Origin of the sequence: Flavobacterium branchiicola (assembly GCF_018383905.1) — a bacterium.
In the GTDB taxonomy this organism is placed as follows: Bacteria; Bacteroidota; Bacteroidia; order Flavobacteriales; family Flavobacteriaceae; genus Flavobacterium; species Flavobacterium branchiicola.
The window spans coordinates 586,965-611,505 of record NZ_JAGYWA010000001.1 but is presented as its reverse complement, the minus strand read 5'-3'; the positions used below and the strand labels follow the sequence as shown (position 1 = coordinate 611,505).

At 35.2% G+C, this 24,541-nt stretch carries 18 protein-coding genes and 1 riboswitch; of the genes, 16 read left to right on the top strand and 2 right to left on the bottom strand.

Annotated elements, in window-relative coordinates:
- Positions 1-50: 50 nt before the first annotated feature.
- The 16 genes from KHA98_RS02560 to KHA98_RS02485 all read left to right on the top strand — a co-directional run bounded on the left by KHA98_RS02560 (position 51) and on the right by KHA98_RS02485 (position 20,730).
- A complete protein-coding gene (locus KHA98_RS02560) occupies positions 51-2,141 on the top strand; it encodes a HEPN domain-containing protein (protein ID WP_213254944.1) in 2,091 nt (696 codons plus the stop codon).
- Positions 2,134-2,943, top strand: a complete 810-nt coding sequence (gene cobA, locus KHA98_RS02555) for a uroporphyrinogen-III C-methyltransferase (RefSeq protein ID WP_213254942.1) — start codon at positions 2,134-2,136, stop codon at positions 2,941-2,943. Before KHA98_RS02560 ends, cobA begins: the two co-directional genes overlap by 8 nt.
- A 249-nt stretch (positions 2,944-3,192) precedes the next feature.
- Entirely contained in the window at positions 3,193-3,774 is a 582-nt protein-coding gene (locus KHA98_RS02550) for a precorrin-2 dehydrogenase/sirohydrochlorin ferrochelatase family protein (RefSeq protein ID WP_213254940.1), read from the top strand.
- A gap of 259 nt (positions 3,775-4,033) precedes the next feature.
- Complete coding sequence (locus KHA98_RS02545; protein ID WP_068845756.1) at positions 4,034-5,086, top strand: NAD(P)/FAD-dependent oxidoreductase; 1,053 nt, start codon at positions 4,034-4,036, stop codon at positions 5,084-5,086.
- A gap of 122 nt (positions 5,087-5,208) precedes the next feature.
- A complete protein-coding gene (locus tag KHA98_RS02540; protein WP_213254938.1) occupies positions 5,209-5,406 on the top strand; it encodes a hypothetical protein in 198 nt (65 codons plus the stop codon).
- Positions 5,407-5,482: 76 nt separating this feature from the next.
- Positions 5,483-5,600: riboswitch (SAM riboswitch) on the top strand.
- 258 nt (positions 5,601-5,858) lie between these two features.
- Positions 5,859-6,857 (top strand): homocysteine S-methyltransferase family protein, encoded by a 999-nt coding sequence (locus KHA98_RS02535; RefSeq protein WP_213254936.1) that lies wholly within the window; start codon positions 5,859-5,861, stop codon positions 6,855-6,857.
- Positions 6,858-6,863: 6 nt separating this feature from the next.
- Positions 6,864-7,298, top strand: a complete 435-nt coding sequence (locus KHA98_RS02530) for a hypothetical protein (RefSeq protein ID WP_213254934.1) — start codon at positions 6,864-6,866, stop codon at positions 7,296-7,298.
- Positions 7,299-7,519: 221 nt separating this feature from the next.
- Entirely contained in the window at positions 7,520-7,780 is a 261-nt protein-coding gene (locus KHA98_RS02525) for a hypothetical protein (protein ID WP_213254932.1), read from the top strand.
- Positions 7,781-7,968: 188 nt separating this feature from the next.
- The gene (gene metH, locus KHA98_RS02520; protein ID WP_213254930.1) at positions 7,969-10,644 is read left to right on the top strand and encodes a methionine synthase; all 2,676 of its coding nucleotides are present in this window, start codon (positions 7,969-7,971) and stop codon (positions 10,642-10,644) included.
- Positions 10,645-10,803: 159 nt separating this feature from the next.
- Positions 10,804-11,760, top strand: coding sequence for a methylenetetrahydrofolate reductase [NAD(P)H] (gene metF, locus KHA98_RS02515; RefSeq protein ID WP_213254928.1), 957 nt, complete (start codon positions 10,804-10,806; stop codon positions 11,758-11,760).
- 264 nt (positions 11,761-12,024) lie between these two features.
- Complete coding sequence (locus tag KHA98_RS02510; protein ID WP_213254926.1) at positions 12,025-12,678, top strand: class I SAM-dependent methyltransferase; 654 nt, start codon at positions 12,025-12,027, stop codon at positions 12,676-12,678.
- A gap of 149 nt (positions 12,679-12,827) precedes the next feature.
- Positions 12,828-14,051, top strand: a complete 1,224-nt coding sequence (locus KHA98_RS02505) for a dicarboxylate/amino acid:cation symporter (RefSeq protein WP_213254924.1) — start codon at positions 12,828-12,830, stop codon at positions 14,049-14,051.
- A gap of 83 nt (positions 14,052-14,134) precedes the next feature.
- Complete coding sequence (locus tag KHA98_RS02500) at positions 14,135-15,544, top strand: pyridoxal phosphate-dependent decarboxylase family protein (RefSeq protein WP_213254922.1); 1,410 nt, start codon at positions 14,135-14,137, stop codon at positions 15,542-15,544.
- 291 nt (positions 15,545-15,835) lie between these two features.
- On the top strand, positions 15,836-18,181 hold the full coding sequence (locus tag KHA98_RS02495; RefSeq protein ID WP_246522119.1) for a TonB-dependent receptor: 2,346 nt from the start codon (positions 15,836-15,838) through the stop codon (positions 18,179-18,181).
- Positions 18,182-18,213: 32 nt separating this feature from the next.
- Complete coding sequence (locus tag KHA98_RS02490) at positions 18,214-19,458, top strand: DUF4374 domain-containing protein (protein ID WP_213254920.1); 1,245 nt, start codon at positions 18,214-18,216, stop codon at positions 19,456-19,458.
- Positions 19,459-19,563: 105 nt separating this feature from the next.
- Positions 19,564-20,730: a PepSY-associated TM helix domain-containing protein gene (locus tag KHA98_RS02485; RefSeq protein WP_213254918.1), complete on the top strand. Its 1,167-nt coding sequence runs from the start codon at positions 19,564-19,566 to the stop codon at positions 20,728-20,730.
- Positions 20,731-21,008: 278 nt separating this feature from the next.
- Here the strand turns inward: KHA98_RS02485 and KHA98_RS02480 are convergent, their stop codons facing one another.
- Both KHA98_RS02480 and gldA read right to left on the bottom strand, forming a co-directional pair.
- Positions 21,009-23,132: a TonB-dependent receptor domain-containing protein gene (locus KHA98_RS02480; RefSeq protein WP_213254916.1), complete on the bottom strand. Its 2,124-nt coding sequence runs from the start codon at positions 23,130-23,132 to the stop codon at positions 21,009-21,011.
- 385 nt (positions 23,133-23,517) lie between these two features.
- Complete coding sequence (gldA, locus tag KHA98_RS02475; protein ID WP_213254914.1) at positions 23,518-24,414, bottom strand: gliding motility-associated ABC transporter ATP-binding subunit GldA; 897 nt, start codon at positions 24,412-24,414, stop codon at positions 23,518-23,520.
- Between the last annotated feature and the right edge of the window lie 127 nt (positions 24,415-24,541).

Genomic DNA, 24,541 nt, shown 5'->3' with positions numbered 1-24,541 from the left:
AAAGTTAAAAAGCTTAAAGCGTACAGCCTAAAGCCTAAAGCGTAAAAGAAATGGAAAGTTTTAGAACAGAAATAGAAAATCCGGTAGTTCAGAAGGAGATTATCGAATTAGAAAAAAAGATTCACTTATTCCGTGGAGGAAAAATTGATGATGAGCGTTTTCGTAGCCTTCGTTTAGCGCGTGGAATCTACGGTCAGCGTCAGGAAGGCGTTCAGATGATCCGTATCAAATTGCCATATGGTAAAGTAACCAGCGAGCAATTGAGAAGAATTACGGAAGTTTCAGATAAATATTCTACTGGACGTTTGCATATTACAACACGTCAGGATATTCAGATTCACTATGTGAGTTTAGACAGAACACCAGAACTTTGGTCAGAATTGGCTAAAGACGATATTACTCTGCGTGAAGCTTGTGGAAACACGGTTAGAAATATTACAGGAAGTGAATTAGCTGGAGTTGACGTAAACGAACCATTTGATGTTTCGTCTTACGCGCACGGTTTGTTTCAATATTTGTTAAGAAACCCAATCTGTCAGGAAATGGGACGTAAATTTAAAATTTCGTTCTCTTCTTCAGATGAAGATACAGCGTTGAGTTATTTACACGATTTAGGATTTATTCCGAAAATTAAAGACGGACAAAAAGGATTTAAAGTCGTTTTTGGAGGAGGTTTAGGATCTCAGCCAGCACACGCCGAATTACTTTCTGAGTTTATTCCGGTGAACGAAATCATTCCAACCGCAGAAGGAATTATCAGAATTTTTGACCGTTACGGTGAACGTGCAAAAAGAATGAAAGCGCGTATGAAATTCTTAATCAAAGAAATGGGAAGAGATGTTTTTCTTGATTTAGTTGAAAAAGAGAAAAAAGCAATTGCTTTTGAAACCTACGAAATTGATACAACTGCTTTTGATGGTCCAATTCCAGAACCAGTTTTAGAAGTGCCACAAGTTACAATCGAAGATACAAAAGCTTTTGAAGCTTGGAAAAAATCAAACGTAATTGCACAAAAACAAGCAGGATATTATGCTATTGGAATCAAAGTTTTATTAGGAGATTTTTATACAGATAAAGCAAGATTATTAGCCGATTTAATTAAAAATTACGCAGCAAACGAATTACGTTTTTCATTGCGTCAAAATATTGTAATACGTCACGTAAAAGAGGAAAATCTTCCTTTCTTTTATCAGGAATTAACCAAATTGGACTTTGTTCATTTAGGATATAATTCTACCGTAGATATTACGGCATGTCCAGGAACCGATACTTGCAACTTGGGGATTGCAAGCAGTACTGGTATTGCCGAAGAATTAGAAAGAGTTATAAGTGCAGAATATCCTCAATATTTAAACAACCGCGAAATTGAGATTAAAATTTCAGGATGTATGAATGCGTGCGGACAACATAATATGTCTGCAATCGGATTCCAGGGAATGTCTATCAACTCAGGAAAATTAGTAGCTCCGGCATTACAAGTTTTATTGGGTGGAGGAAGATTAGGAAACGGAGAAGGACGTTTTGCTGATAAAGTAATCAAAATTCCAAGCCGTAGAGGCCCAGAAGCTTTGCGCACCATCTTAAATGATTTTGACGCTAATGCGAATGGAGAAAAATTCCTAAACTATTATGATTTAAAAGGAGAAAAATACTTCTACGAAATCTTAAAACCATTATCTGATGTAACCAATTTAACAGAAGCAGATTTTGTAGATTGGGGTAACGCAGATAACTATGTAAAAGCAGTTGGAGTTGGAGAATGTGCCGGAGTTGTGATCGATTTAGTTGCTACTTTATTATTAGAAGCAAAAGACAAATTGACTTTCGCACAAGAATCTTTCGACGAAGGAAAAGTAGCAGATGCAATTTACCACGCTTACGCTGGATTTGTAAATGGAGCAAAAGCCTTGTTATTGGCAGAAAACCAAAAAACAAACCACCACGCAGGAATCGTTGATTTGTTTGACACTGTTTTTATCGATACAAATAAAATCGAATTGAATTCAACTTTTAAAGACTTGGTTTACCAAATCAATAAAAATGAACCATCTGAAGCTTTCGCTAAAGATTACATTGCACAAGCCATTGTTTTCTTTGATAAAATCGAAACATTTAGAGCACAAGAATTAGCTAATGCTTAATATAAAACCAAAAATAACTTTAGTCGGTGCAGGTCCGGGCGATCCAGATTTACTTACGCTAAAAGCTGTAAAAGCACTGGCTGAAGCAAATGTGGTTTTATACGACGCCTTAGCCAATGAAGAAATTCTGGATCACGCATCAAAAAATGCTATTAAGATTTTTGTTGGAAAAAGAATCGGAAACCATGCTTACACACAAGATCAAATCAATCAATTGATTGTAGATAATGCGTTGACGTATGGAAATGTAGTTCGATTAAAAGGCGGAGACCCATTTATTTTTGGAAGAGGAAGTGAAGAAATAGAATTTGCAGAAAGTTTCGGAATCGAAACGATTGTTATTCCAGGAATTTCATCTGTAGTTGCCGTTCCCGCAAGTCAGGGAATTTCGATTACAAAAAGAGGTGTTTCAGAAAGCTTTTGGGCTATTACAGGCACAACATCAGATAGAAAATTATCTTCAGATGTGGCTTTGGCAGCGCAATCTTCTGCAACAGTTGTAATCTTGATGGGAATGCACAAACTGCCTCAGATCATCGATTTGTTTCAAAAAGAAAACAAAGGAAATCTGCCCGTTGCCATCATTCAAAACGGAACAACAGTAGAAGAAAAAACAGGCGTAGGAACAGTCGATTCGATTTTAGAAATCGTAAAACAAAAAGAATTAGGTTCTCCAGCCATTATCGTTTTAGGCGAAGTGGTTCGCGAAAGCCATAAATTAAAAGGATTTTACGAAGAATTTTGTCAAAAAAAGGAGTTGGATAAAATGTTTCGACAAAACCAATTCGTTGCTAAAAAATAATCGATTTGATGATAAAGTTCCGAAGGAACGATTCATATTGTAGCGTCGGGTTTCAACCCAATGTACGCATAGAATTGAATAACGTAGGGTTTTCAACCTAATGTAAGCATAGAATTTAATAACATCTGGTTTCAACCCGATGTTGTCAAAGAATTCGCAAAATAAATTTCGTCATAAATGAAACATAGCCCAAGGTTTCAACCTAGGGAAACGTGAGATTCATTAATTTTGATGAAACAAAAGATTAAAATGGAACAAAACGAATTATATCCCATATTTCTAAAGCTTCACAATTTAAACGTATTAATTGTAGGTGGTGGAAATGTAGGTCTGGAAAAGCTTTCTTTCTTGTTTAAGTCAAGTCCGAATGCAAATGTTGAGGTTGTGGCACCGAATTTTCATTTAGAAATTCAGGTTTTAGCAGAGAATCACCCTTCGATTACATTAACAAAATCGAAGTTCAAAAAGAAAATGCTCAAAAAGCGCCACATGGTTATTGCGTGTACCGATAATCTTGAAGTCAATAAAAGAGTATACGATTTAGCCAGAAAGCGTTATTTGATTTGCAACATCGCCGATACGCCCGATTTATGTGATTATTATTTGGGCGGAATCGTAACAAAAGGGAATGTAAAAATTGCCATTTCAACCAACGGAAAATCACCGACGACGGCAAAAAGGCTTCGCGAGTTTTTCGAAGAAGTTATTCCGGAAGATATCAATCAAATGGTTGAAAATCTAAATGAATATCGAAAAAGTTTAAAAGGTAATTTCGAAGAAAAAGTGAAAAGGATGAATGAGATTACCTCTTCATTAAAAAATAAAGAATAAAAGTTCCGAAGGAACGATTCATATTGTAGCGTCGGGTTTCAACCCGATGACGACAAAGACAAACGTTTCGAAGATCAAGTTCCGAAGGAACGACCTGTTTGTAGCCTCGGGTTTCAACCCGATGATTCGGAAAGGTAAATTGCATTAAAAAATAAAGAGTAAAAAAGTTTCGGAAAGAAATAAATGATAAAAATCATTGATAGTACAAGGATTTATTCGTTTCTTTGCGTTATTAAGAATGATTATAAACAACAACATAATGATTAAAACAGATATACTTATAATTGGAGCAGGGCCAACAGGTTTATTTGCCGTATTCGAGGCAGGATTGTTAAAATTAAAATGCCACATTTTAGATGCCTTACCACAAGCAGGAGGGCAGCTTTCAGAGTTATATCCAAAGAAACCAATTTATGATATTCCTGGATTTCCAGAAGTATTAGCTGGAGATTTGATTGATGGTTTACAAGAGCAAATCAAACAATTTGAGCCAGGTTTTACTTTAGGCGAACGTGCAGAAACAATTGAAAAACAAGAAGACGGAAGTTTTATTGTAACTTCAAATAAAGGAACTAAATTCCACGCGCCAGTTATCGCAATCGCTGGAGGTTTAGGAAGTTTTGAGCCTCGTAAACCACTTATCGAAGATATCGAGTTTTATGAAGATAAAGGAGTAAAATACTTTATCAAGAATCCAGAAAAATTCAGAGATAAAAGAGTTGTAATTGCAGGAGGAGGAGATTCAGCTTTAGACTGGTCAATTTTCTTAGCAAATGTAGCTTCAGAAGTAACTTTGATTCACCGTAGAAACGAATTTAGAGGCGCTCTTGATTCTGTAGAAAAAGTACAAGAATTAAAAACAGCTGGAAAAATCAAATTAATTACTCCGGCAGAAGTAATCGGAATCAACGGTGCTGAACATGTTGAGTCATTAGATATCGAAGAAAACGGAGCACACCGTAAAATCGAGTGTGACTATTTCATTCCACTTTTCGGATTAACACCAAAATTAGGTCCAATTGGAGACTGGGGATTAGAAATAGAGAAAAACGCCATTAAAGTAAACAATGCATTAGATTATCAGACTAACATTCCTGGAATCTTCGCAATTGGAGACGTAAATACATACCCTGGAAAATTAAAGTTAATCCTTTGTGGTTTCCACGAAGCAACTTTAATGTGTCAGGCTGCATACCAAATCATCAATCCAGGTAAAAAATACGTATTGAAATATACAACAGTTTCTGGAGTAGACGGTTTCGACGGAACTCGTAAAGAAGCGCCTAAGGCGGTTGTTAAAGCGATTGTTTAATCTGAGGTGCTGAGGTTCTAAGGGACTAAGGCGCTGAGGTTTTTAAATATTGTAAAGCTCAAACTTTTATAGTTTGAGCTTTTTTATTTTGTATATTTAAGAGAATTATAATTTGATTATTTATGGATTTAGAAAAAGATAATGGTTTTAATTTAAATCAAAAAGATTGGTTTGAAAATTTATCAAAAGAAGAAAGGGAAGAAATCGAAACTGGACTTCAACAGACAGAGGAAAATGAATTTGTAGAACATGAAGAAGTGATGAAAAGATTCTCAAAATATAAAACCCAAAAAGAAAAACTTAGTCCCTCAGAACCTTAGCCTCTCAGAACCTCAAAAAAACATTTGCAAATCGTATTGTCATTTCATACCTTTGCACTGTTCTTAAAATTATTGTTCGTTATCACGAAAGGCGGAGGGATAGACCCGATGAAACCTTAGCAACCCTTTATCATAAAGAAGGTGCTAAATTCTACTTTTTACCATAAACACAAGGTATTAAAGATAGATAACACAAATACATTCTCGTATTTCTCAAAACTTTTCAAAACAACTTACAAATAATTTACTGAAACAGATTCTGTATCAGGAGCGAATCATTGGCGCATTTTTGCAGTCAATAGTTCCCGCTGTACACAAATATCTTTTATCCGCCGTGGCGGATAAAAGGATATTTGCTTCCATCGGGGCTAATTAGCCAGCAATAGTGAACTTTTGGAATTAATAATAAATAAAAAAGCTTTGTGCCTTAGCGCCTTAGCGGCAAAAGAGAAATGTCTATACAAGAAGCAATAAAGAAAAATATCCTAATCCTTGACGGAGCTATGGGAACCATGTTACAACGCTACAACTTCTCAGAAGAAGATTTCCGTGGCGAACGTTTCAAAGATTTTCCGCATCCGTTAAAAGGAAACAACGATTTATTATCCCTGACACAGCCACAAGCAATTCGCGACGTTCATGCTGCGTATTACGAAGCTGGCGCAGATATCGTAGAAACAAACACATTCTCCGGAACAACAATCGGTATGGCCGATTATTTCATGGAAGATTTGGTTTACGAACTAAACTACGAATCGGCTAAAATCGCGAGACAAGTTGCAGATGAATTCACAGCAAAAAATCCGGAAAAACCACGTTTTGTAGCCGGTTCAATCGGGCCGACAAACCGTACGGCAAGTATGTCACCAGACGTAAACGATCCGGGTTACAGAGCCGTAACTTTTGATGATTTACGAATTGCCTACAAACAACAAGTTGAAGCACTATTAGACGGAGGCTGCGACCTACTTTTAGTAGAAACGATTTTCGACACACTAAACGCAAAAGCAGCACTTTTTGCAATTGAAGAAGTAAAAGACGAACGTAATATTGGTGTGCCAATTATGGTTTCTGGAACTATTACCGATGCTTCAGGAAGAACACTTTCTGGACAAACGGTTGAAGCATTTCTGATTTCTGTTTCACATATTCCGTTATTGAGTGTTGGTTTCAATTGCGCTTTAGGAGCTGATTTATTGAAACCCTATTTAAAAACATTGTCACAACATACACAATTTAACGTTTCGGCGCATCCAAATGCTGGATTGCCAAACGCTTTCGGACAATACGATGAAACGCCAGAACAAACTCAGGCTTTCATTAAAGAATATTTGGAAGATAATTTAATCAATATCATTGGCGGTTGTTGCGGAACAACTCCAGATCATATTCGATTAATGGCAGAAGTTGCGAAGGATTATAAGCCGAGAGTGGCGCCTGTTTTGGGATAAAAAATTATGGGCAAGAACGATGTGAAATCAAATTATTTGGCAACAGCTGGTTTAGTAGCAATTGTAATGCTAATGATTTTTTTTAGTCGTAAGGATCCTAACAAAACTGAAGAGGATAGAAAATCATTCAAGGGCGAAGCTGTAGGGCTTACAACTAGATTTAAGTATGGGCGTAAGGTCATTTATTTACAATATTACTTTTATTTGGATAAAAAAATCATATCAAAGATTTCAGTTGATAAATATGATTCGACACTTTTAAACAAGTTTTACAAAGTGAAATATGATTTAAATAAGCCGGAGGAAAGTGATCTTGTTTTAGAAGAAGAATTACAACCAGATTCTTTAACTCTTGTAAAAGCAGGTTTTAGAAAAACTAAATATTATTTCTATGATGCGGGAGTTACATGCAAATATATAGAGAAAGAAAAATGGAAATAATTTCGGAAACATAAAAATATCTTATGAAACCGAGTTTGCGTGAGGGATAGAAGCGGTTAGCCCACAGCCTGACGAAGGAAGAGCGAGGACTAAGAGCGTATAGCCCGGTTCGCCGCGGCGAATCACGCCCAAAATAATAAGCATAAATACCTACAAGGTTTTAAAAACCATGCAGGATTTTAGATAATATGGATTTGAATTAATAGCAACAAAATTTAAAAATGGATGCCAAACATTTTGTTTATTCAGAAGATGGAGAGGTTTTTAAAGCTTTTTTAGATTCAAATTGGTATGATACCGTAAGTCCTTATTTGTATTGCGTTTCTGAATTAAAAAGTATAAAAAGTAAGATTGAGAATAATGAAAAATTCAAAATAGAAAGTAATGGGAAAATATACCTTATTACAACAAATGGAGAATTTAAAACATGGATTGAAAAGGTGTTTCATGGAGGTTTCGAAGAACATGTTTTTGATGATTAAAATCAATAATTAACTTATGGCTACAAAGAAACATTAACGATGTAGATGAGAGTGACGGGTGTGCAAGTCGAAAGACACGCCCAAAATAATAAACATAAATAGCTACAAGGTTTTAAAAACCTTGCAGGAAAGAAATAAGAATAAAAACTTAGAACCTAAGAACCTTAGGACCTTAGTACCTTAAAAAAATGACAGAAAAAAGAAGAGACCTTGTATTAGCAGGATTAGAACCTTTGATTATTACGCCAGAAAGTGTTTTTGTAAACGTTGGTGAGCGTACGAATGTAACGGGTTCGCGAAAATTCCTTCGTTTAATCAAGGAAGAGAAGTATGACGAGGCACTTGATATTGCAAGACAGCAGGTAGAAGGAGGAGCACAAATCATCGATATTAATATGGATGAGGGAATGTTGGATGGTGTAACTGCCATGACCAAATTCCTAAACTTAATTGCTGCAGAACCAGATATCTCGAGAGTGCCGATTATGATCGACAGTTCGAAATGGGAAATTATCGAAGCTGGTCTGAAAGTAGTACAAGGAAAAAGTGTTGTCAACTCGATTTCGTTAAAAGAAGGAGAAGAAGCCTTTATTCACCACGCAAAATTAATCAAACGTTATGGTGCGGCGGCTATTGTGATGGCTTTTGACGAAGTAGGTCAGGCAGATAATTACGATCGTCGTGTGGAGATTTGTGCGCGTTCGTACGATATTTTGGTAAACAAAGTTGGTTTCCATCCACAGGATATTATTTTCGATTTGAACATTTTCCCAGTTGCAACAGGAATGGAAGAACACCGCCTGAATGCACTGGACTTTTTTAGAGGAACAAAATGGGTTCGTGAGAACTTGCCACACGCACATATTAGCGGTGGTGTGAGTAACGTTTCGTTCTCGTTTAGAGGAAACGATCACGTTCGTGAAGCGATGCACTCCGTTTTCTTATATCATGCAATCAAAAACGGGATGACGATGGGAATCGTAAATCCAGAGATGTTGACGATTTACGATGATATCGAAAAAGACTTATTAGAACACGTTGAAGACGTAATTTTAAATAGACGTGACGACGCAACAGAACGACTTTTAGATTTTGCAGAAAATGTAAAAGGCGAAGTAAAAAGCGATGAAAAAGCCGTTCAGGAATGGCGTTTTGGAACCGTCCAGGAACGTATAACACATTCATTAGTAAAAGGAATTGATGCTTTTATTGAAGAAGATGTAGAAGAAGCGCGTTTGGCTGCTACAAAACCAATTGAAGTTATCGAAATCAATTTGATGACGGGAATGAATGTGGTTGGAGATTTATTCGGAAGTGGAAAAATGTTCCTGCCTCAGGTTGTAAAATCGGCTCGTGTAATGAAAAAAGCCGTGGCGTATCTATTGCCTTATATCGAAGCAAGCAAACAAGCGGGAGACAAATCCGGAAACGGAAAAATCCTGATGGCGACTGTAAAAGGTGACGTTCACGATATTGGAAAAAACATCGTTTCGGTAGTTTTGGCTTGTAACAATTACGAGATTGTAGATTTAGGTGTAATGGTTCCCCCGGAGAAAATTATTGCAGCAGCAATCGAGCATGAAGTAGATATTATTGGATTAAGCGGACTAATCACGCCTTCGCTTGACGAAATGGTATATTTAGCCAAAGAATTGGACAAACAAGGAATTAAAATCCCGATTATGATTGGTGGGGCAACAACTTCGCGCGCGCATACCGCCGTGAAAATTGCGCCTCAATACAGAGAAACTGTAATTCACGTAAACGATGCTTCGAGAGCCGTTACCGTTGCAGGGAATCTGTTGGATCATAACCGTAAAATATATGCAAGCGATATTCGTGCAGAATATGATGCTTTTAGAGAAACATTTTTAAATCGTTCGAGAGATAAAAACTTCCTGACGATTGAAGAGGCTCGTAAAAATAAATTACAATTGGATTGGAGCGAATATACTCCAGTTAAACCTAAAAAGATAGGAGCACAAATCGTTGAAGTAGAACTGGACGTTTTGGTTCCATATATTGACTGGACACCATTTTTTCAAACTTGGGAATTGTACGGAAAATATCCGGCAATTTTAACGGATGAGGTTGTGGGTGAACAAGCGACTTCGGTTTTTGCAGATGCGCAGGCAATGCTGAAAGTGATTTTGGAAGAGAAAAAACTAAAAGCAAAAGGCATTTTCGGAATTTTCCCTTGTAATCAGGTTGATGATGACGATATCGAATTGCGTGATGAAAACGGAAAAGTTTTAGAGAAGTTTTTGACTTTACGTGTGCAGGGACAAAAGACAAAAGGTGCTCCAAACATAGCTTTAGCCGATTTTATTCTTCCAAAAGAAAGCGGAATCGATGATTATATGGGAGCTTTCTGTGTAACAACTGGTTTTGGTGTTGATGAATGGGCTGCTGAATATGAAAAGAATCTTGACGATTATAATTCGATTATGGTGAAAGCACTTGCAGATCGTTTTGCTGAGGCTTTCGCCGAATATCTTCACGAAAAAGTGCGTAAAGATTTCTGGGGTTATGATTCAGACGAAGCTTTGACAAATGAAGAATTGATTAAAGAAAGTTATAAAGGAATCCGTCCTGCGCCAGGATATCCGGCATGTCCGGATCACTTGGAGAAACCAACAATCTGGAAGCTTCTAAATGTAGCGGAAGAAATTGGAGTGACGCTGACAGAAAGTATGGCAATGTGGCCGGCTTCTTCAGTTTCCGGATATTATTTCGGAAATCCGAAAAGTAAATACTTCGGACTCGGAAAAATAAAAGAAGATCAGGTTACAGATTACGCCAAACGCCGAAATGTACCGCTTGATTACGCAATGAAATGGTTAAACCCTAATATAGCAGATTAAAATATAGTCATAAAGTCAAAAGTCATAAAGTCTCAAAGTATGGGCTTTCGACTTTCGACTTTCAGACTTTAAACTAAAAGATTGATTTACGTTTTTTGATTCAGATTTTTTACACCTATTTAAACTCAAAATTCATAACTCATAACTCATAATTTTAAAATGAAAGTAACAGAACATATAGAAAACGCCAAAGGAAAAACATTATTTTCATTTGAAATTATTCCGCCTCAAAAGGGGAAAAGTATTCAGGAATTGTACGATAATATCGATCCGTTGATGGAGTTTAATCCGCCGTTTATTGATGTAACAACTTCTCGCGAGGAGTATATTTATATTGATAAAGGAAACGGACTTTTGGATAAAAAACTGACTCGTATGCGTCCGGGAACACTTGGAATTTGTGCTTCTATAAAACATAAATACAATGTAGATACTGTGCCTCACTTACTTTGCGGCGGATTTACACAGGAAGAAACAGAATATATGTTGGTTGATTGTCAGTATTTAGGAATCAACAATGTAATGGCACTTCGCGGTGATGCTATGAAGGATGAGCAATCTTTTACACCAAAAGCCGGAGGAAATCATTTTGCAATTGATTTGGTTCGACAAATAAACGATCTGAATTGCGGAAAATATCTGCATGAAGTGATGGATATCGACAACAAAGCAAATTTTTGTATTGGTGTTGCGGGTTATCCGGAGAAACATTTAGAATCTCCATCTTTACAATCGGACTTAAAAAGATTAAAAGAAAAAGTAGATGCGGGAGCTGATTATGTGGTAACGCAAATGTTTTTTGACAATGCTAAATATTTCAACTTTGTAGAAAAAGCGAGAGAAATGGGAATTACAATTCCAATTATTCCCGGAATTAAACCAATCGCTGTTCAAAGACACTTACAAATTTTGCCACAGATTTTCAGAATCGATTTACCGGAAGATTTAATTGATGCAGTCGATAAATGCAAAAATAATGCTGAAATCAAACAAGTCGGAATCGAATGGGCAGTTCAGCAGTCATTAGAATTAAAAGCAGCCGGAGTTCCGTTTTTACATTATTACTCAATGGGTAAATCGGAGAATATTCGTCAGATTGCTAGTCAGGTTTTTTAATTGTTGCGTACACATAGAACTTTGTCAAAGTTTTAAGCTTTGACAAAGTTATTCAAGTCTAATTTATCCGCATTTTTGTCATTCTGAGGAACGAAGAATCTTCGTTGCTAAATCCACAAAGATTGATAAACCTTACGGAGCTACTTGTGAAGATTTTTCATTCCTCAGAACGACAAAATACTGAAAAATAGGAATTTGGATTTTCAAATTTTGGAATTTAGATTGAAAGTTATTGTTTAATTTAGAAGTTTAAAATTTTGCATTATGAAAAATGAAGAATTACAAGCCATAGCCTCTCAATTAAAACATCCATCGGGAGAAAAAGGAATTGAAATGGCCAATATGATGAACGAAACGAACATCAATATGACCCAACATTCCATCCGCAATCTAAAGATATCCAATGGAAATAAAATACTGGAATTAGGTCACGGAAACGCTGGTCATGTTGAATTTCTTTTCGAACAGGCAGAAAACCTAAAATATTACGGACTTGAAATGTCGGAACTGATGTTTCAGGAAGCACGCCAGATCAACCGAAATTTTGTTTCTCAAAAACAAGCCTTCTTTTCGATTTATGACGGAAACACAGTTCCGTTTGAAGATGAATCTTTTGATAAAATTTTCACCGTAAATACTCTTTACTTTTGGCAGAAGCCCGAAGAATTACTTTTAGAAATTTACAGAGTTTTATTACAAAAAGGTAATTTTTGTCTTACATTTGCCGAAGAAGATTTTATGAAAACTCTTCCGTTTACACAATTTGAATTTGAGCTTTACAGCACTGAAAAAGCGCAAAAACTGATTGAGAAAACAGCTTTTAAGATTGTTTACACCGAAAGTCAGACAGAAAAAGTAAAAAGTAAAACAGGTGAATTGGTTGACAGAGTTTTTACTACAATAGTGCTAGAGAAATAGCAATTAATTAAATTTTAGCCACAGATTAAGAGGATTAACACAGATTAAAAAATCATTTGAAATCATTTAATCAGTGGCAAAAAAACTAGCAGTCTTCTTTTTGAAATACTTTTACTTTTTGTTTTTATTTCTGAATTACTTAAAAATTTATGGAAACTAAAAAAATCAATTTTCTACAAAGTTACAGCAGTATCCTTTTACTTCTTGGAGGCATTATAGTCGGAAGTATTTTTGGTTTAGTTTTCGGAGAAAAAGTTCTGGTCATAAAACCAATTGGAGATATTTTCCTGAATTTACTTTTCACTGCGATTATTCCGTTGATTTTCTTTACGATTGGTTCTTCCATTGCCAACCTGGAACGGACAGAAAAACTAGGAAAACTATTTGTAGTTATGATCTTGGTTTTTCTTTCCACAATTCTGATTTCGGCCATTGTAATGATTTTTGCAGTCTATCTTTTCCCGATTCATCAGGATATGATTGTTTCAAAAATCCTGGTTGAAAATATTAAGTCAGGTTCTGTTGGAGACCAAATTGCACAGTTGGTAACAACAAACGATTTCTTCGAACTATTGTCCAGAAAAAGCATGCTGGCACTGATTATATTTTCATTTTTAATTGGTTTTGCCACTTTACAATCTGGAGAAAAAGGAAATGCTTTCAAGAGTTTTCTGGATTCGGGAAATGAAGTCATGAAGCAATTGCTGAATATCATCATGAAATTTGCGCCAATTGGTTTAGGTGCTTATTTTGCTTATCAGGTTGGTATTTTCGGGCCTCAGTTGTTTGGAATTTATGCAAAACCTATGGCAGTTTATTATGCAGCCTGTGTATTTTATTTCTTTACTTTTTTCAGTTTATATGCACTCATTGCAGGTGGAAAAAGAGCTTTTAAAGTTTTTTGGAGCAATAATATTACACCTTCATTAACAGCGGTTGGAACTTGCAGCAGTATCGCAACAATTCCGGCAAATCTTGATGCGGCACAAAAAATGGGAATTCCGACACATGTCCGAAATCTGGTTATTCCGCTTGGAGCACCATTGCATAAAGACGGTTCGAGTATGTCATCAATCTTAAAAATCACCTTTCTTTTTGCCATGTTTGGGAAAGATTTTACAGAACCTTCAACCATACTTTTGGCATTAGGAATTACTGTAATTGTTTCTATTGTAGAAGGCGGAATCCCAAACGGAGGATATATTGGCGAAGTTTTGGCGATTACCGTTTATGGTTTCCCGATGGAGCAGGCTTTACCAGTTGCGATGATTTTAGGAACGCTGGTTGATCCAATTGCTACATTATTAAATGCCAATGGAGATGTGATTTCATCCATGCTTGTTTCAAGATTCTCAGAAAAAACCAAGTGGTAGTTTTCTTTAACTAAAAATATAATGTTTTATAAATCTGCTTTTATCAGCGCAATCTGCGTGAACATAACTAATACAATAAACTTATGAATTCAATATTACAACAGGATCTTAATGATTTCGAGAATATTTTAGAAAAAGCAAAACAACAGGGAATTGAATTTTTAAATAATCTGGATACAATTTCCACTTCAAATAAAGCAACAACTGACCCGAACCAAATGCTGAATGAATTCGGTTTAGGATCATTAGAAACGCTGAAAGAATTTAATGAAAGATTAGCGCCTTTAATGGTTTCGTCTCCCGGTCCCCGATATTTAGGATTTGTTACCGGTGGTTCTACACCCGCATCTATTGCTGGCGATTGGTTAGCTTCAATATACGATCAAAACACGCAGGCAATAAAAGCGCAAGGCGGAGCTTCGGCACTTATAGAATTTGAAACGATTAACTTATTACTGCAGTTGTTAGCATTGCCGGATACTTTTTTAGGCGGATTTGTTACCGGAGCAACAATGTCAAACTTCACTTGTTTGGGCGTTGCCAGACAATGGTTTGGAAAACAATCAGGAAAGGATTTTGCAAAAGAGGGAATTTCAGAAACGATTCATATTTTAACGGCGACACCACATTCTTCTTCTGTAAAATGTTTATCGATGTTAGGAATTGGGAGCCAGAATTATACTGTTGTAAAAACGATAGAAGGAAATCGTGAAGCAATTGATGTAATAGATTTAGAAGAAAAAATCAAACAGCTAAACGGCAAACCTTTTATTTTGATTTCGAGTGCGGGAACTGTAAATACAGCAGACTTTGATGATTTTACAGCAATTGGTAAGTTGAGAGAAAAATACAATTTCTGGTGGCATATTGATGCTGCATTTGGCGGTTTTGCGGCCGTTTCAGATAAATTTAAACATTTGGTTGAAGGTTGGGAAGGAGCGGACAGTATTACAATTGATTGTCATAAATGGCTGAATGTACCTTATGAAAGTGCTTTTTATCTCATTAAGAAAGAACATGTAAGTTTGCAAATTGAAACTTTTCAGAATTCTAATGCACCCTATTTAGGCAATCCGTTAGAGAATTTTAATTACTTAAATGTATTACCAGAAAATTCCAGACGATTAAGAGCACTTCCGGCATGGTTTTCTCTAAAAGCGTATGGAAAAGAGGGATATAAAGATATTATTGAAAACAGTACAGCATTGGCGCTTCATTTTGGAAACGCATTGATTGAAGCAGAAGGTTTTGAATTAATGGCACCAATACGTCTCAATAATGTTTGTTTTACATTAAAAGGAAATCACAATCAGGAAAATGTAAGTGAGTTTTTGGCACGCTTAAATGATAAAGGAAAAGTATTTATGACACCAACAGTTTATCAAAATCGTAAAGGAATCAGAGCGTCTTTTGTAAATTGGCGTACCACCGAGCATGATATTAAAATTATTATCGAAGAGATGAAAGAAACACTTTTGGATCTGGATATCTAATAAAATATAGCATTTTTAAAAGCCCATTTATTTTGTAAATGGGCTTTTTTTATGCCATTTTTCAAATTTTGGAGTTAAATGCAGCTTAAAAAATTAACTTTTCTATTTAACTATCTTAAGCAAATCTTAAGATAAGGTTTTTTTTTAGTTAAGAATGTTGGTATTTTTTATTGATTTCTAATTTAAAAAGTTAATTACTATTCTTATTTAGAATAATTAAAAATAATTAGGAAAAACTATTCGGAGGGCTTAATTTTGTTGAAATTTAATTTTCAAACCAAAATTTATCTGATGCAAATAAGTAGATTATTGCTCTTGATTACAATTCTATTCACTTCACTTCAAGGGTATTCACAAAAAAGCAAAGCAAGTTTAAACGGAGTCATTTTTACCAGTCAGGGAAAACCTGCCGAAGGAGTTTCGGTAGTTTTAAAAGGAACGGTTTATACCACATTAACCAATATCAAAGGAGAATACAGAATAAGTGCCGAAGCAGGTAATTACACATTAATCGTTACGCATGTTGGTTATAAAACCACGGAAGCTGCCATTTTTTTAAAGCAGGGCATTCAGTCGAAACAGGATATTACGATGGAGGAAGATATGGCAGCTTTAAATGAAGTTGCTGTAACAGGAAAATCTAAAGTGCAAAGAGTGCGTGAACAGGCTTATAATATTACAGCGGTAGATCTTAAAAAAACATACAATACCTCTGCAGATTTAAATCAGGTTCTGAATAAAACAACCGGAGTGCGTATACGTGAATACGGAGGTTTAGGATCGGCTTTCAATTTTTCGTTGAATGGATTTTCAGGAAATCAGGTTAAGTTTTTTCTGGACGGAGTTCCCATGGATAGTTATGGTTCTGCACTTACATTAAATAATATTCCGGTTAATATGGCCGAACGAATTGATGTTTACAAAGGTGTTGTTCCAATAGAATTGGGCGCAGACGCATTGGGCGGAGCGATTAATATTGTAACCAACAAAAATGTGAATCGCTATATTGATGCTTCTTACAGTTACGGTTCATTTAACACACACAGAGCAGCAGTTAATACGAGATTTTCGGGCAGAGATGGCTTTATTGCCAATATTAATGCTTTTGCCAATTATTCTGATAACGATTACAAAGTAGATGTAAGTGTTGTAGATAAAAATACTTCAAAGTTTTTGCCGGAGCAGAAATACAAGCACTTTCATGATGCTTATAAGTCTGGAACTATAATGACCGAAGCAGGATTTAAAAACAAAAGTTTTGCAGATTATTTACTTGTTGGTTTTGCTGTTGCCGGAAATAAAAAAGAAATTCAGCAGGGAAGAACCATGCAGAAAGTCGTTGGTCAGGCATTTACAGACAGTGAAAGTTTTATTACTTCTTTAAAATATAAAAAAGACAATCTTTTTACTAAAGGTTTATCGCTGAATGTTAATACCACGTATGCTTTAGTAAACAATCGTTCTGTAGATACTTCTTCGAGAGTGTACGACTGGACCGGAAATTATGTGTACAGACAATTTGCAGGAGCCAATGATAAAGGAGAGTTGGGTAACAAGACGATCTATGTGTATGATGAATTCAATTCACAAGTAACATCAAACTTAAAATACGAATTAAATAAGCAACATTCTGTAGCTTTTAATTATACTTATTTAGGATATACTCGTAAAGAAACCGATGAATATTTAAAGGTTGTTGAGCTTGGGAAACCAAGTATTGATAAAAATATTTTAGGTTTTGGTTACAATTTCAGCGGATTGGATAACCGATTGGCCATTTCAGCTTTTGGTAAAATGTATGATTTGTCTACTAAAATGATCTCCAATTCAATTACCCAGTCTGCCGCGTCAACAAATTATGGATATGGAGCGACTTCAGCCTATCATTTATCAGATAAATTTCAAATAAAAGGATCTTACGAACACGCCTATCGACTGCCATCAGCGACCGAAATGCTGGGTGATGGTTTAACTGTAAACAGCAATATTGGTCTGAAACCGGAAAGCAGCGACAATGCCAATTTAGGACTGGCATTTCTAACACAGCAAAACAAAAATCATTTCAATGTTGAAACCAGTTTAATCTACAGAGAAGCAAAAGATTTTATCAGAGAAAAACAAGAAGGAGATAAAACAGTTTTCGAAAACCTTCAAAACGTACAAATTACAGGAGTTGACGGTGTTATTAGATATGGATATAAAGAGCTGCTTACTTTCGAAATAAACGGAACTTATCAAAAAAGCCTGAACAAGAATAAATTCAAAACGGGAACAACCAGTCCGGATGCTTTGTATGATGCACAATTGCCAAACGTTCCCATCTTCTTTGGGAATGCAGATCTGACTTTTAATTTCAGAAACATCAAATATCACGATGACCGACTTTCTGTGAATGTAAGTGCAAATTACATCGACGCTTTTTATCTGACCTGGCCGGTTTTAGGAAATCTGGAAACTAAAAAAGCAATTCCGGAGCAATTTACTCAGAATGCAATGATTGCTTATTCGTTCTTAAACGGAAAATACAACCTGGCTTTTGAGTGCCGAAATATCACAGATGTAAAGGTCTACGACTACTTTAAAGTTCAAAAACCAGGAAGAGCTTTTTCAGTTAAGTTCAGATATTTTCTTCAATAATTAAATAATAATAACCCTTAATAAATTTAATCATGTTTGTAAACAAATTCGCAAAATGCTTTGCATTAGCTAGTCTGTCGCTATCTATTTTTTCATGTAGTAGTGATAGTGATTCCCCTTCGACTGAACCAACTGTAAATGGTACTAAATATGTTGCCTCATATTGGTTGGACGATTACACACAGTATATTCTTGATTTTACTTCTACAGATCAGTTAATGACTGGTGAGATTAGTGCAAAAGGAGTGGGAATAGAGCAGGGTGGAAGCTGTTTTCCTATCGATAATACATTTTTTGCATTGAGCACAGATGACGAAGGAGCTGCTTCGTTTAGCCTTAACAGTGCAGGGAAATTGGTACAAGGAGGAAAACTTGCTTTTGAATCTTCGTACGCTGTTGGATATACAGATGATAAAAAATTAATCAACATTGGAGCAACCTGGGACGGAAGTTCTTCTGATTATGAATTGATGATTTACAATCCGGCAACTGTTTCTATACAAGCACGTAAGTTTAATGATTTTGCTGTAAGCGCAGACAATAAGAAGGTTTTATACTGGCCAACAGGAGCTGCAGTATCGGGAGATAAACTTTTTGTACCAGTATATACTAAAGATGTAACCGACGGAACAAATAAAGTATTATCGTCTGATGCTACTGTGAGAGTTTATAAATACCCATCTTTAGAATATGTAACGACAATAAAAGACACCAGAACAACTGCAATTGGAATTTATTACACCAATACTGGAATTGTTCAGACAGAGTCGGGAGATATTTACACATTTTCTTCAAATGCCCGTGCCGGAGGTTATCCTGTTACAGCGGCTACTTCTGGAGTTTTACGTATCAAAAAAGGAGATGCTAAGTTCGATCCGGGATACTTCTTTGATATTGAAGCAAGTACTTTAAAAGGAAAAGTTTTGGCAGCCTATCCGTTAGGTGGAGAAAAAGTTTTCATCTCTTATATTCAGAATGATGTTGATGCTGCAAATTCAGTTTACAGTTTCCTTAATACAAAAACAATTTTCAAATCGGCTATTTTAGATTTATCAGTCAAAACTATTCTTGCTGTAACAGGTTTACCGGATCACGGCGGAGATGAATTTTTTGGAGTTGGAAGTTTGTTTGTAGAAAACGGAAAAGCATATAAAAGTTTTGTTACCGGAAATGAAGCACGTGTGTATCAAATTGATATTGCTACCGGTGTTGCAAAAGCTGGAGCCCTTATTAAAGAAGGTCTTTATTTGCCAACAATTGGTAAACTTACTTACTAAATAAATAGTTTTAAAATGGCCTGAGGTATTATGAAAGTAATGCTTAGGCCATTTTATGTTTTAGATTTTTGTCTGTTATAATTTTCTTCTCAAATTAAATTTTCAATGAATATTTTTAAAAGCCGTTCTAATAAACCTCCAAATAAAGGAAAATCACGTTTTAGTAAAATCAATGCCTGGTTGCATTTATGGCTCGGACTCGCATCGGGAATAATTGTTTTTATAATGGCCATTACAGGTTGCATTCTTGTTTTTGAACAGGAAATAAAAGCATTAACTTCTCCCTGGTTAAATGTTGAAGCCCAAAGTGCGGAGAAATTATTACCACCATCTCAGATTTATGCCGCTGTACAGAAAGCATTGCCCAATAAAGAAATTCATGGCGTTTGGTATAATGGTTTAGATAAATCAATAAAAGTAGATATCGAATCAGACTCTTTGATTTATGTAAATCCGTATAACGGTCAGATTACCGGAATGGTAGATCATGAAGATTTTTTTCATATTGTCGATGAAGGACACCGCAATCTTTGGCTGGACCGTGATATTGGATCGCAAATAACAGCCTGGGCAACCTTTATTTTCTTCTTTTTACTGATAAGCGGACTGATTCTCTGGTTTCCAAAAAAATGGAATAAAACGACCATTAAAAACAGTTTTAAAATAAAATGGGACGCAAAATTCAAACGTCTCAATTATGACTTGCATAATGTAATGGGATTCTATGCACTTATTTTGGCAGTGCTGATTTCTTTTACCGGATTATTAATGAGTTTTCACTGGCTTCGTGAAAGTACTTACTGGATAAGTGGCGGCTGGGTTACTGAAAAAGAAAAAACAGAAAAGACGATTCCTCTTAAAATAGATCATTTATCCGCAGAACAATTAGATAAGCTCGCAGCGGCCGATTTTATATGGAAAAAAGTTCGAACGGAGATTGCCAAAGAAAATAAAGAAGCAGTTATTATACATTTTCCCGATGATCCAAAAGATGATTTTTATGCCTGTACAGATATGTATAAAGGTATTTGGAGAGATTTATATTTTGATGCTAAAACACTTCAATTACTGCCCAAATCAGAAAAGTATATCGGTAACGAACGATTTTCAGATTGGTTAATGAGATCCAATTATAGTCTTCATATTGGCGCTATTGGCGGATTATCTACTAAGATTATATATTTCACTGCCAGTTTAATATGCGCCAGTTTGCCCGTAACAGGTTTTTACATTTGGTGGGGAAGAAAGAAAAAACAGAAATCGAAGTTGTAACTATAAATTTTTGTTTGGTTTTTTTTGTTAGTTAGTTGTTAGAGCCTTTTGCCTGGAATAGTATTCTGCAAAAGGCTTTTTCACGTCTAATAATAAAGAGAAAACAAAATAAAGCCTTCCATTTATATTGATGTTGCCGAATTTAATCATAGCCAGTGATTTCAACTATGGGAAACGTAACGTTATAAAAGTGCAAAAATAGAAAGAGCCCGCTTATTAGGCAGGCTCAGTTCCATCAAAAAAAAAAACAAAAACAAGGAAACTAAAGATTCAAAATATTAGATTCTATAGGTAAAAGATAGTGTTGCAACGCGATTATCAAGATCATATTTCTTGTTGAGACTCGTTTGCGCTATGACTGAATTAATGTGAAAATTATTAGTGTTGAAAATATCGGTAATATTAAACTTGATATTGCCTTTGTTAGAAAGGATTTGTTTTGAAAGGCCGATGCTAAAATCAAAGAAAGAATCCCTTTCGTAAATGCCTAAATTAGATTTTGACTGATATTGAGCATTCATCTCTGCTTTTAAACTTTCAGATAAAGTAAAAGAGTTCTGTACATTTAAATTTAAAGTCACAATTGGGTCAATAGTAGTAGAATTTAAAACATTTCCCATAAATCGGTTTTCAAAAACATTAAATAACGTATTTACCGACCAGAATTTATAAAGTTCAGCCGAATGCGTGATGTTTACACCATAATTGTACGATTTTGAAATGTTTATTTGTGACGTTACAGTGGTGTTAGTTTCAGGATTATAATTATAAACTTCTGTAAAAACATCTTTAGTCGTATTAAAATATACCGAAGCCATAAAAGCACTCTTCCACGCATATCCCGCTTCAATGGCATGTGTGATTTCAGGAACCAAATTTGGATTGCCCTGAGAATAGTTGAACGAATCATCATAAAAACGAAACGGATTCAGATCAAACTGACTTGGGCGATTGATTCTTTTGCTGTAAGATGTATGTAAAGAATGATCGGTGCTTAATTCATATTTCATTGAAACACTCGGGAACCATTTCAAATAATCAGCTGCATGTTCTTCATTTAAGGTTTTTTGAAGAATGTTGATAGCAGTATATTCAGATCTCAAACCACCCTGAATATTAAAATCTCCAATTTGATATTTGTAATTGGCATAAGCCGCATAAATCTGTTCTTTATATTCAAAATGATTGGTCGAATTGGGATCAATAACCCATTGATTATTGTCGTAATATTCATAAACAGACGGATTATCATTGTTTTTTAAGCCAGCTTTAAATCCCCATTCAATAGATTGTTTCTCTTTTAATGGATTGGTGAAATCAACTTTTCCTGTAAAAACCCTTAATTGCGACGGAATATAGCCTCTTCTGTCCGCAATATTATTTGCATTTGAAGGATTAATATTTTTTGCACTCTGAAACTGATTCGATCTGAATTTTGACGTTTCATATTCAAAATCAAAAGACATGTTTTTTCCTTCCGAATTAAATTTATGAACTCCAGAAAAGGCATACGTGTAATCGTTCCATTTTTCTTTACTGTCATTATAAGTCGATGCATCAAATTGTGTTTGGTCTAATGCATTTAATAGCGTATTTCTACCGTTTGCACTATTTTCATAACGACCCAGTTTGGCATCAACATAAACTTCTAAATTGGTTTTAGGCGAAACTTCGTAAGTAGTTCCAATCTTAAAATTATTTGAAGTCAACGGTTCATCCGTAATCGAAGATTGATGATTCTTTGAAGAAATTTGCTGGCGTGTAACATCTGTATACTGAATCTGATCAAACTCTTTGCGCTCTTCTTCACCTCTAAACGTGTAGCTGTAATTTCCGTAAACCCCAAATTTATCTTTGTTGTAACTTAAATTAACACCAGAATTAGTTCTGTTTTTTCGGCCTCTGCCATAACTCGCAAATGCAGTTCCTTTTAATCCGCCTGTACCTGGTTTCTTTAAAATAATATTAATAATTCCGGCTTTTCCGGTTGCATCATATTTAGAAGAAGGATTCGTGATCACTTCAATTTGCTTGATATTTGATGAGGTAGTTGACTTTAAATAATTGGCAAGTTCTTTCTGCGAAAGCTGCGTTAATTTACCATTTATCATCACCGCAACACCTTGTTGCCCACGAATAGACAAATCGCCATCCTGAGAAACGATAACACCTGGCGCTCGTGATAGAACATCCAGAGCGGTTCCGCCTTCAGAAACTATACTGTTTTCCACATTAAAAACTAGTCTGTCTGATTTTTGAGTATATAAAACTTTCTTTTTGGTAATAACAATCTCATCTAAAACATTTATAGAGGTTTCAACAATGCTATCTGTTTCTTTCTCAGTTTGCGAATAAGAATAAACAGAAAAGGCAAGCATCATCGAGGTAATGATATTTTTCATGTAGTATTTGGCTTTTATTTTTGCGACAGGCTTTTTGTTACTGTAAAATGATTTGTTCCATTTTATCTGAAATTTTCCTTATACTATTTTCAATTGAGCTTAAAATGGAATTCAGAAAATTGATTTTAGAATAAACTACTGACTGCATTTGCTTGTAAATATTGGGTTTCAGAAAGCAAATATAACACTATTTATATCAAGTCTAAATAAAAATAAATAAAAATTTCCAATGAAATGCCAATCGTTTGATAACGAGTTGTTAATAATTAGGAAGAAATGATCTTTTGTTTAGAGAAGAAATAAACTAAAGGACTAAAAAAAGAAAAACCTGTTTATTCTGATAAAGAATAAACAGGTTTTAATATATTTTGAATAAACCTGAAACCTATTTCGTAATTTCTCTAAACACAGCTTCAAGATTTTTATTCTTCTGATTCAATTGCAAAGTCTTTAATCCATTTTCGTTGGCAAAATCAAAAATTGCCGGGCGCATGTCTTTTTCGGTAACAAAAGTAAGTTCCCAGGTCATGTCATGAGTATTTACGTACGAAGAAATATTTTCAAGTTTAGCTAAAAGCTGTTCTTCTACTTTGTAATCAAACTCAACTTCAATAACTTGCTCTTTATTTGTAGCAACTAAATGGTCTAATTTGTTGTCGGCCACGATTTGTCCTTTGTCAATAATTATGACACGATCGCAAATTGCTTCGACTTCCTGCATGATATGTGTTGACAGAAAAACGGTTTTATTTTTCCCAACATTTTTGATCACATTTCTAATTTCCATTAACTGATTAGGATCCAGACCTGTAGTTGGTTCATCAAGAATTAAAACATCAGGATTATGCAATAAAGCATTCGCAAGCCCAACACGCTGGCGGTATCCTTTTGAGAGCTGCCCAATCTTTTTATGGCTTTCCGGTGTCAGTCCTGTCAGTTGAATTACTTCTTCAATTCTTGATTTTGCTACTTTATAAACATCGGCATTAAAAGCCAAATACTCACGAACATACAAATCCAGATACAGCGGATTATGCTCTGGTAAATACCCTATAGATTGTTGCACCGCTTTTGCGTTTGTCATGACATCGTGACCATTTACAAGGGCTGAGCCACTATCGGCTAATAAATAAGTCGTCAAAATTTTCATTAAAGTAGATTTTCCTGCTCCATTTGGCCCCAGAAATCCGACAATTTCTCCCTTCTGAATCGAAAATGAAATTTCGTTTAACGCTTTTTGAGTTCCGTAACTTTTTGATATGTTGTTTACTTCTATCGACATGACTTTTTATTTGCCACAAAAATAAACAGAAATAGTTTTGATTACTACATTTTATCTTTTAAAGTAGTACTAAAAAAAAAATAACACCCCCGTAATTCGTGGCATTGTTGTTGTCAAAGGAATGTTA

Excerpts from the sequence above, each read along its gene's own strand:
- KHA98_RS02560 (WP_213254944.1), top strand. The coding sequence starts at position 51 with ATGGAAAGTTTTAGAACAGAAATAGAAAATCCGGTAGTTCAGAAGGAG.
- cobA (WP_213254942.1), top strand. The coding sequence starts at position 2,134 with ATGCTTAATATAAAACCAAAAATAACTTTAGTCGGTGCAGGTCCGGGC.
- KHA98_RS02550 (WP_213254940.1), top strand. The coding sequence starts at position 3,193 with ATGGAACAAAACGAATTATATCCCATATTTCTAAAGCTTCACAATTTA.
- KHA98_RS02545 (WP_068845756.1), top strand. The coding sequence starts at position 4,034 with ATGATTAAAACAGATATACTTATAATTGGAGCAGGGCCAACAGGTTTA.
- KHA98_RS02540 (WP_213254938.1), top strand. The coding sequence starts at position 5,209 with ATGGATTTAGAAAAAGATAATGGTTTTAATTTAAATCAAAAAGATTGG.
- KHA98_RS02535 (WP_213254936.1), top strand. The coding sequence starts at position 5,859 with ATGTCTATACAAGAAGCAATAAAGAAAAATATCCTAATCCTTGACGGA.
- KHA98_RS02530 (WP_213254934.1), top strand. The coding sequence starts at position 6,864 with ATGGGCAAGAACGATGTGAAATCAAATTATTTGGCAACAGCTGGTTTA.
- KHA98_RS02525 (WP_213254932.1), top strand. The coding sequence starts at position 7,520 with ATGGATGCCAAACATTTTGTTTATTCAGAAGATGGAGAGGTTTTTAAA.
- metH (WP_213254930.1), top strand. The coding sequence starts at position 7,969 with ATGACAGAAAAAAGAAGAGACCTTGTATTAGCAGGATTAGAACCTTTG.
- metF (WP_213254928.1), top strand. The coding sequence starts at position 10,804 with ATGAAAGTAACAGAACATATAGAAAACGCCAAAGGAAAAACATTATTT.
- KHA98_RS02510 (WP_213254926.1), top strand. The coding sequence starts at position 12,025 with ATGAAAAATGAAGAATTACAAGCCATAGCCTCTCAATTAAAACATCCA.
- KHA98_RS02505 (WP_213254924.1), top strand. The coding sequence starts at position 12,828 with ATGGAAACTAAAAAAATCAATTTTCTACAAAGTTACAGCAGTATCCTT.
- KHA98_RS02500 (WP_213254922.1), top strand. The coding sequence starts at position 14,135 with ATGAATTCAATATTACAACAGGATCTTAATGATTTCGAGAATATTTTA.
- KHA98_RS02495 (WP_246522119.1), top strand. The coding sequence starts at position 15,836 with ATGCAAATAAGTAGATTATTGCTCTTGATTACAATTCTATTCACTTCA.
- KHA98_RS02490 (WP_213254920.1), top strand. The coding sequence starts at position 18,214 with ATGTTTGTAAACAAATTCGCAAAATGCTTTGCATTAGCTAGTCTGTCG.
- KHA98_RS02485 (WP_213254918.1), top strand. The coding sequence starts at position 19,564 with ATGAATATTTTTAAAAGCCGTTCTAATAAACCTCCAAATAAAGGAAAA.
- KHA98_RS02480 (WP_213254916.1), bottom strand. The coding sequence starts at position 23,132 with ATGAAAAATATCATTACCTCGATGATGCTTGCCTTTTCTGTTTATTCT.
- gldA (WP_213254914.1), bottom strand. The coding sequence starts at position 24,414 with ATGTCGATAGAAGTAAACAACATATCAAAAAGTTACGGAACTCAAAAA.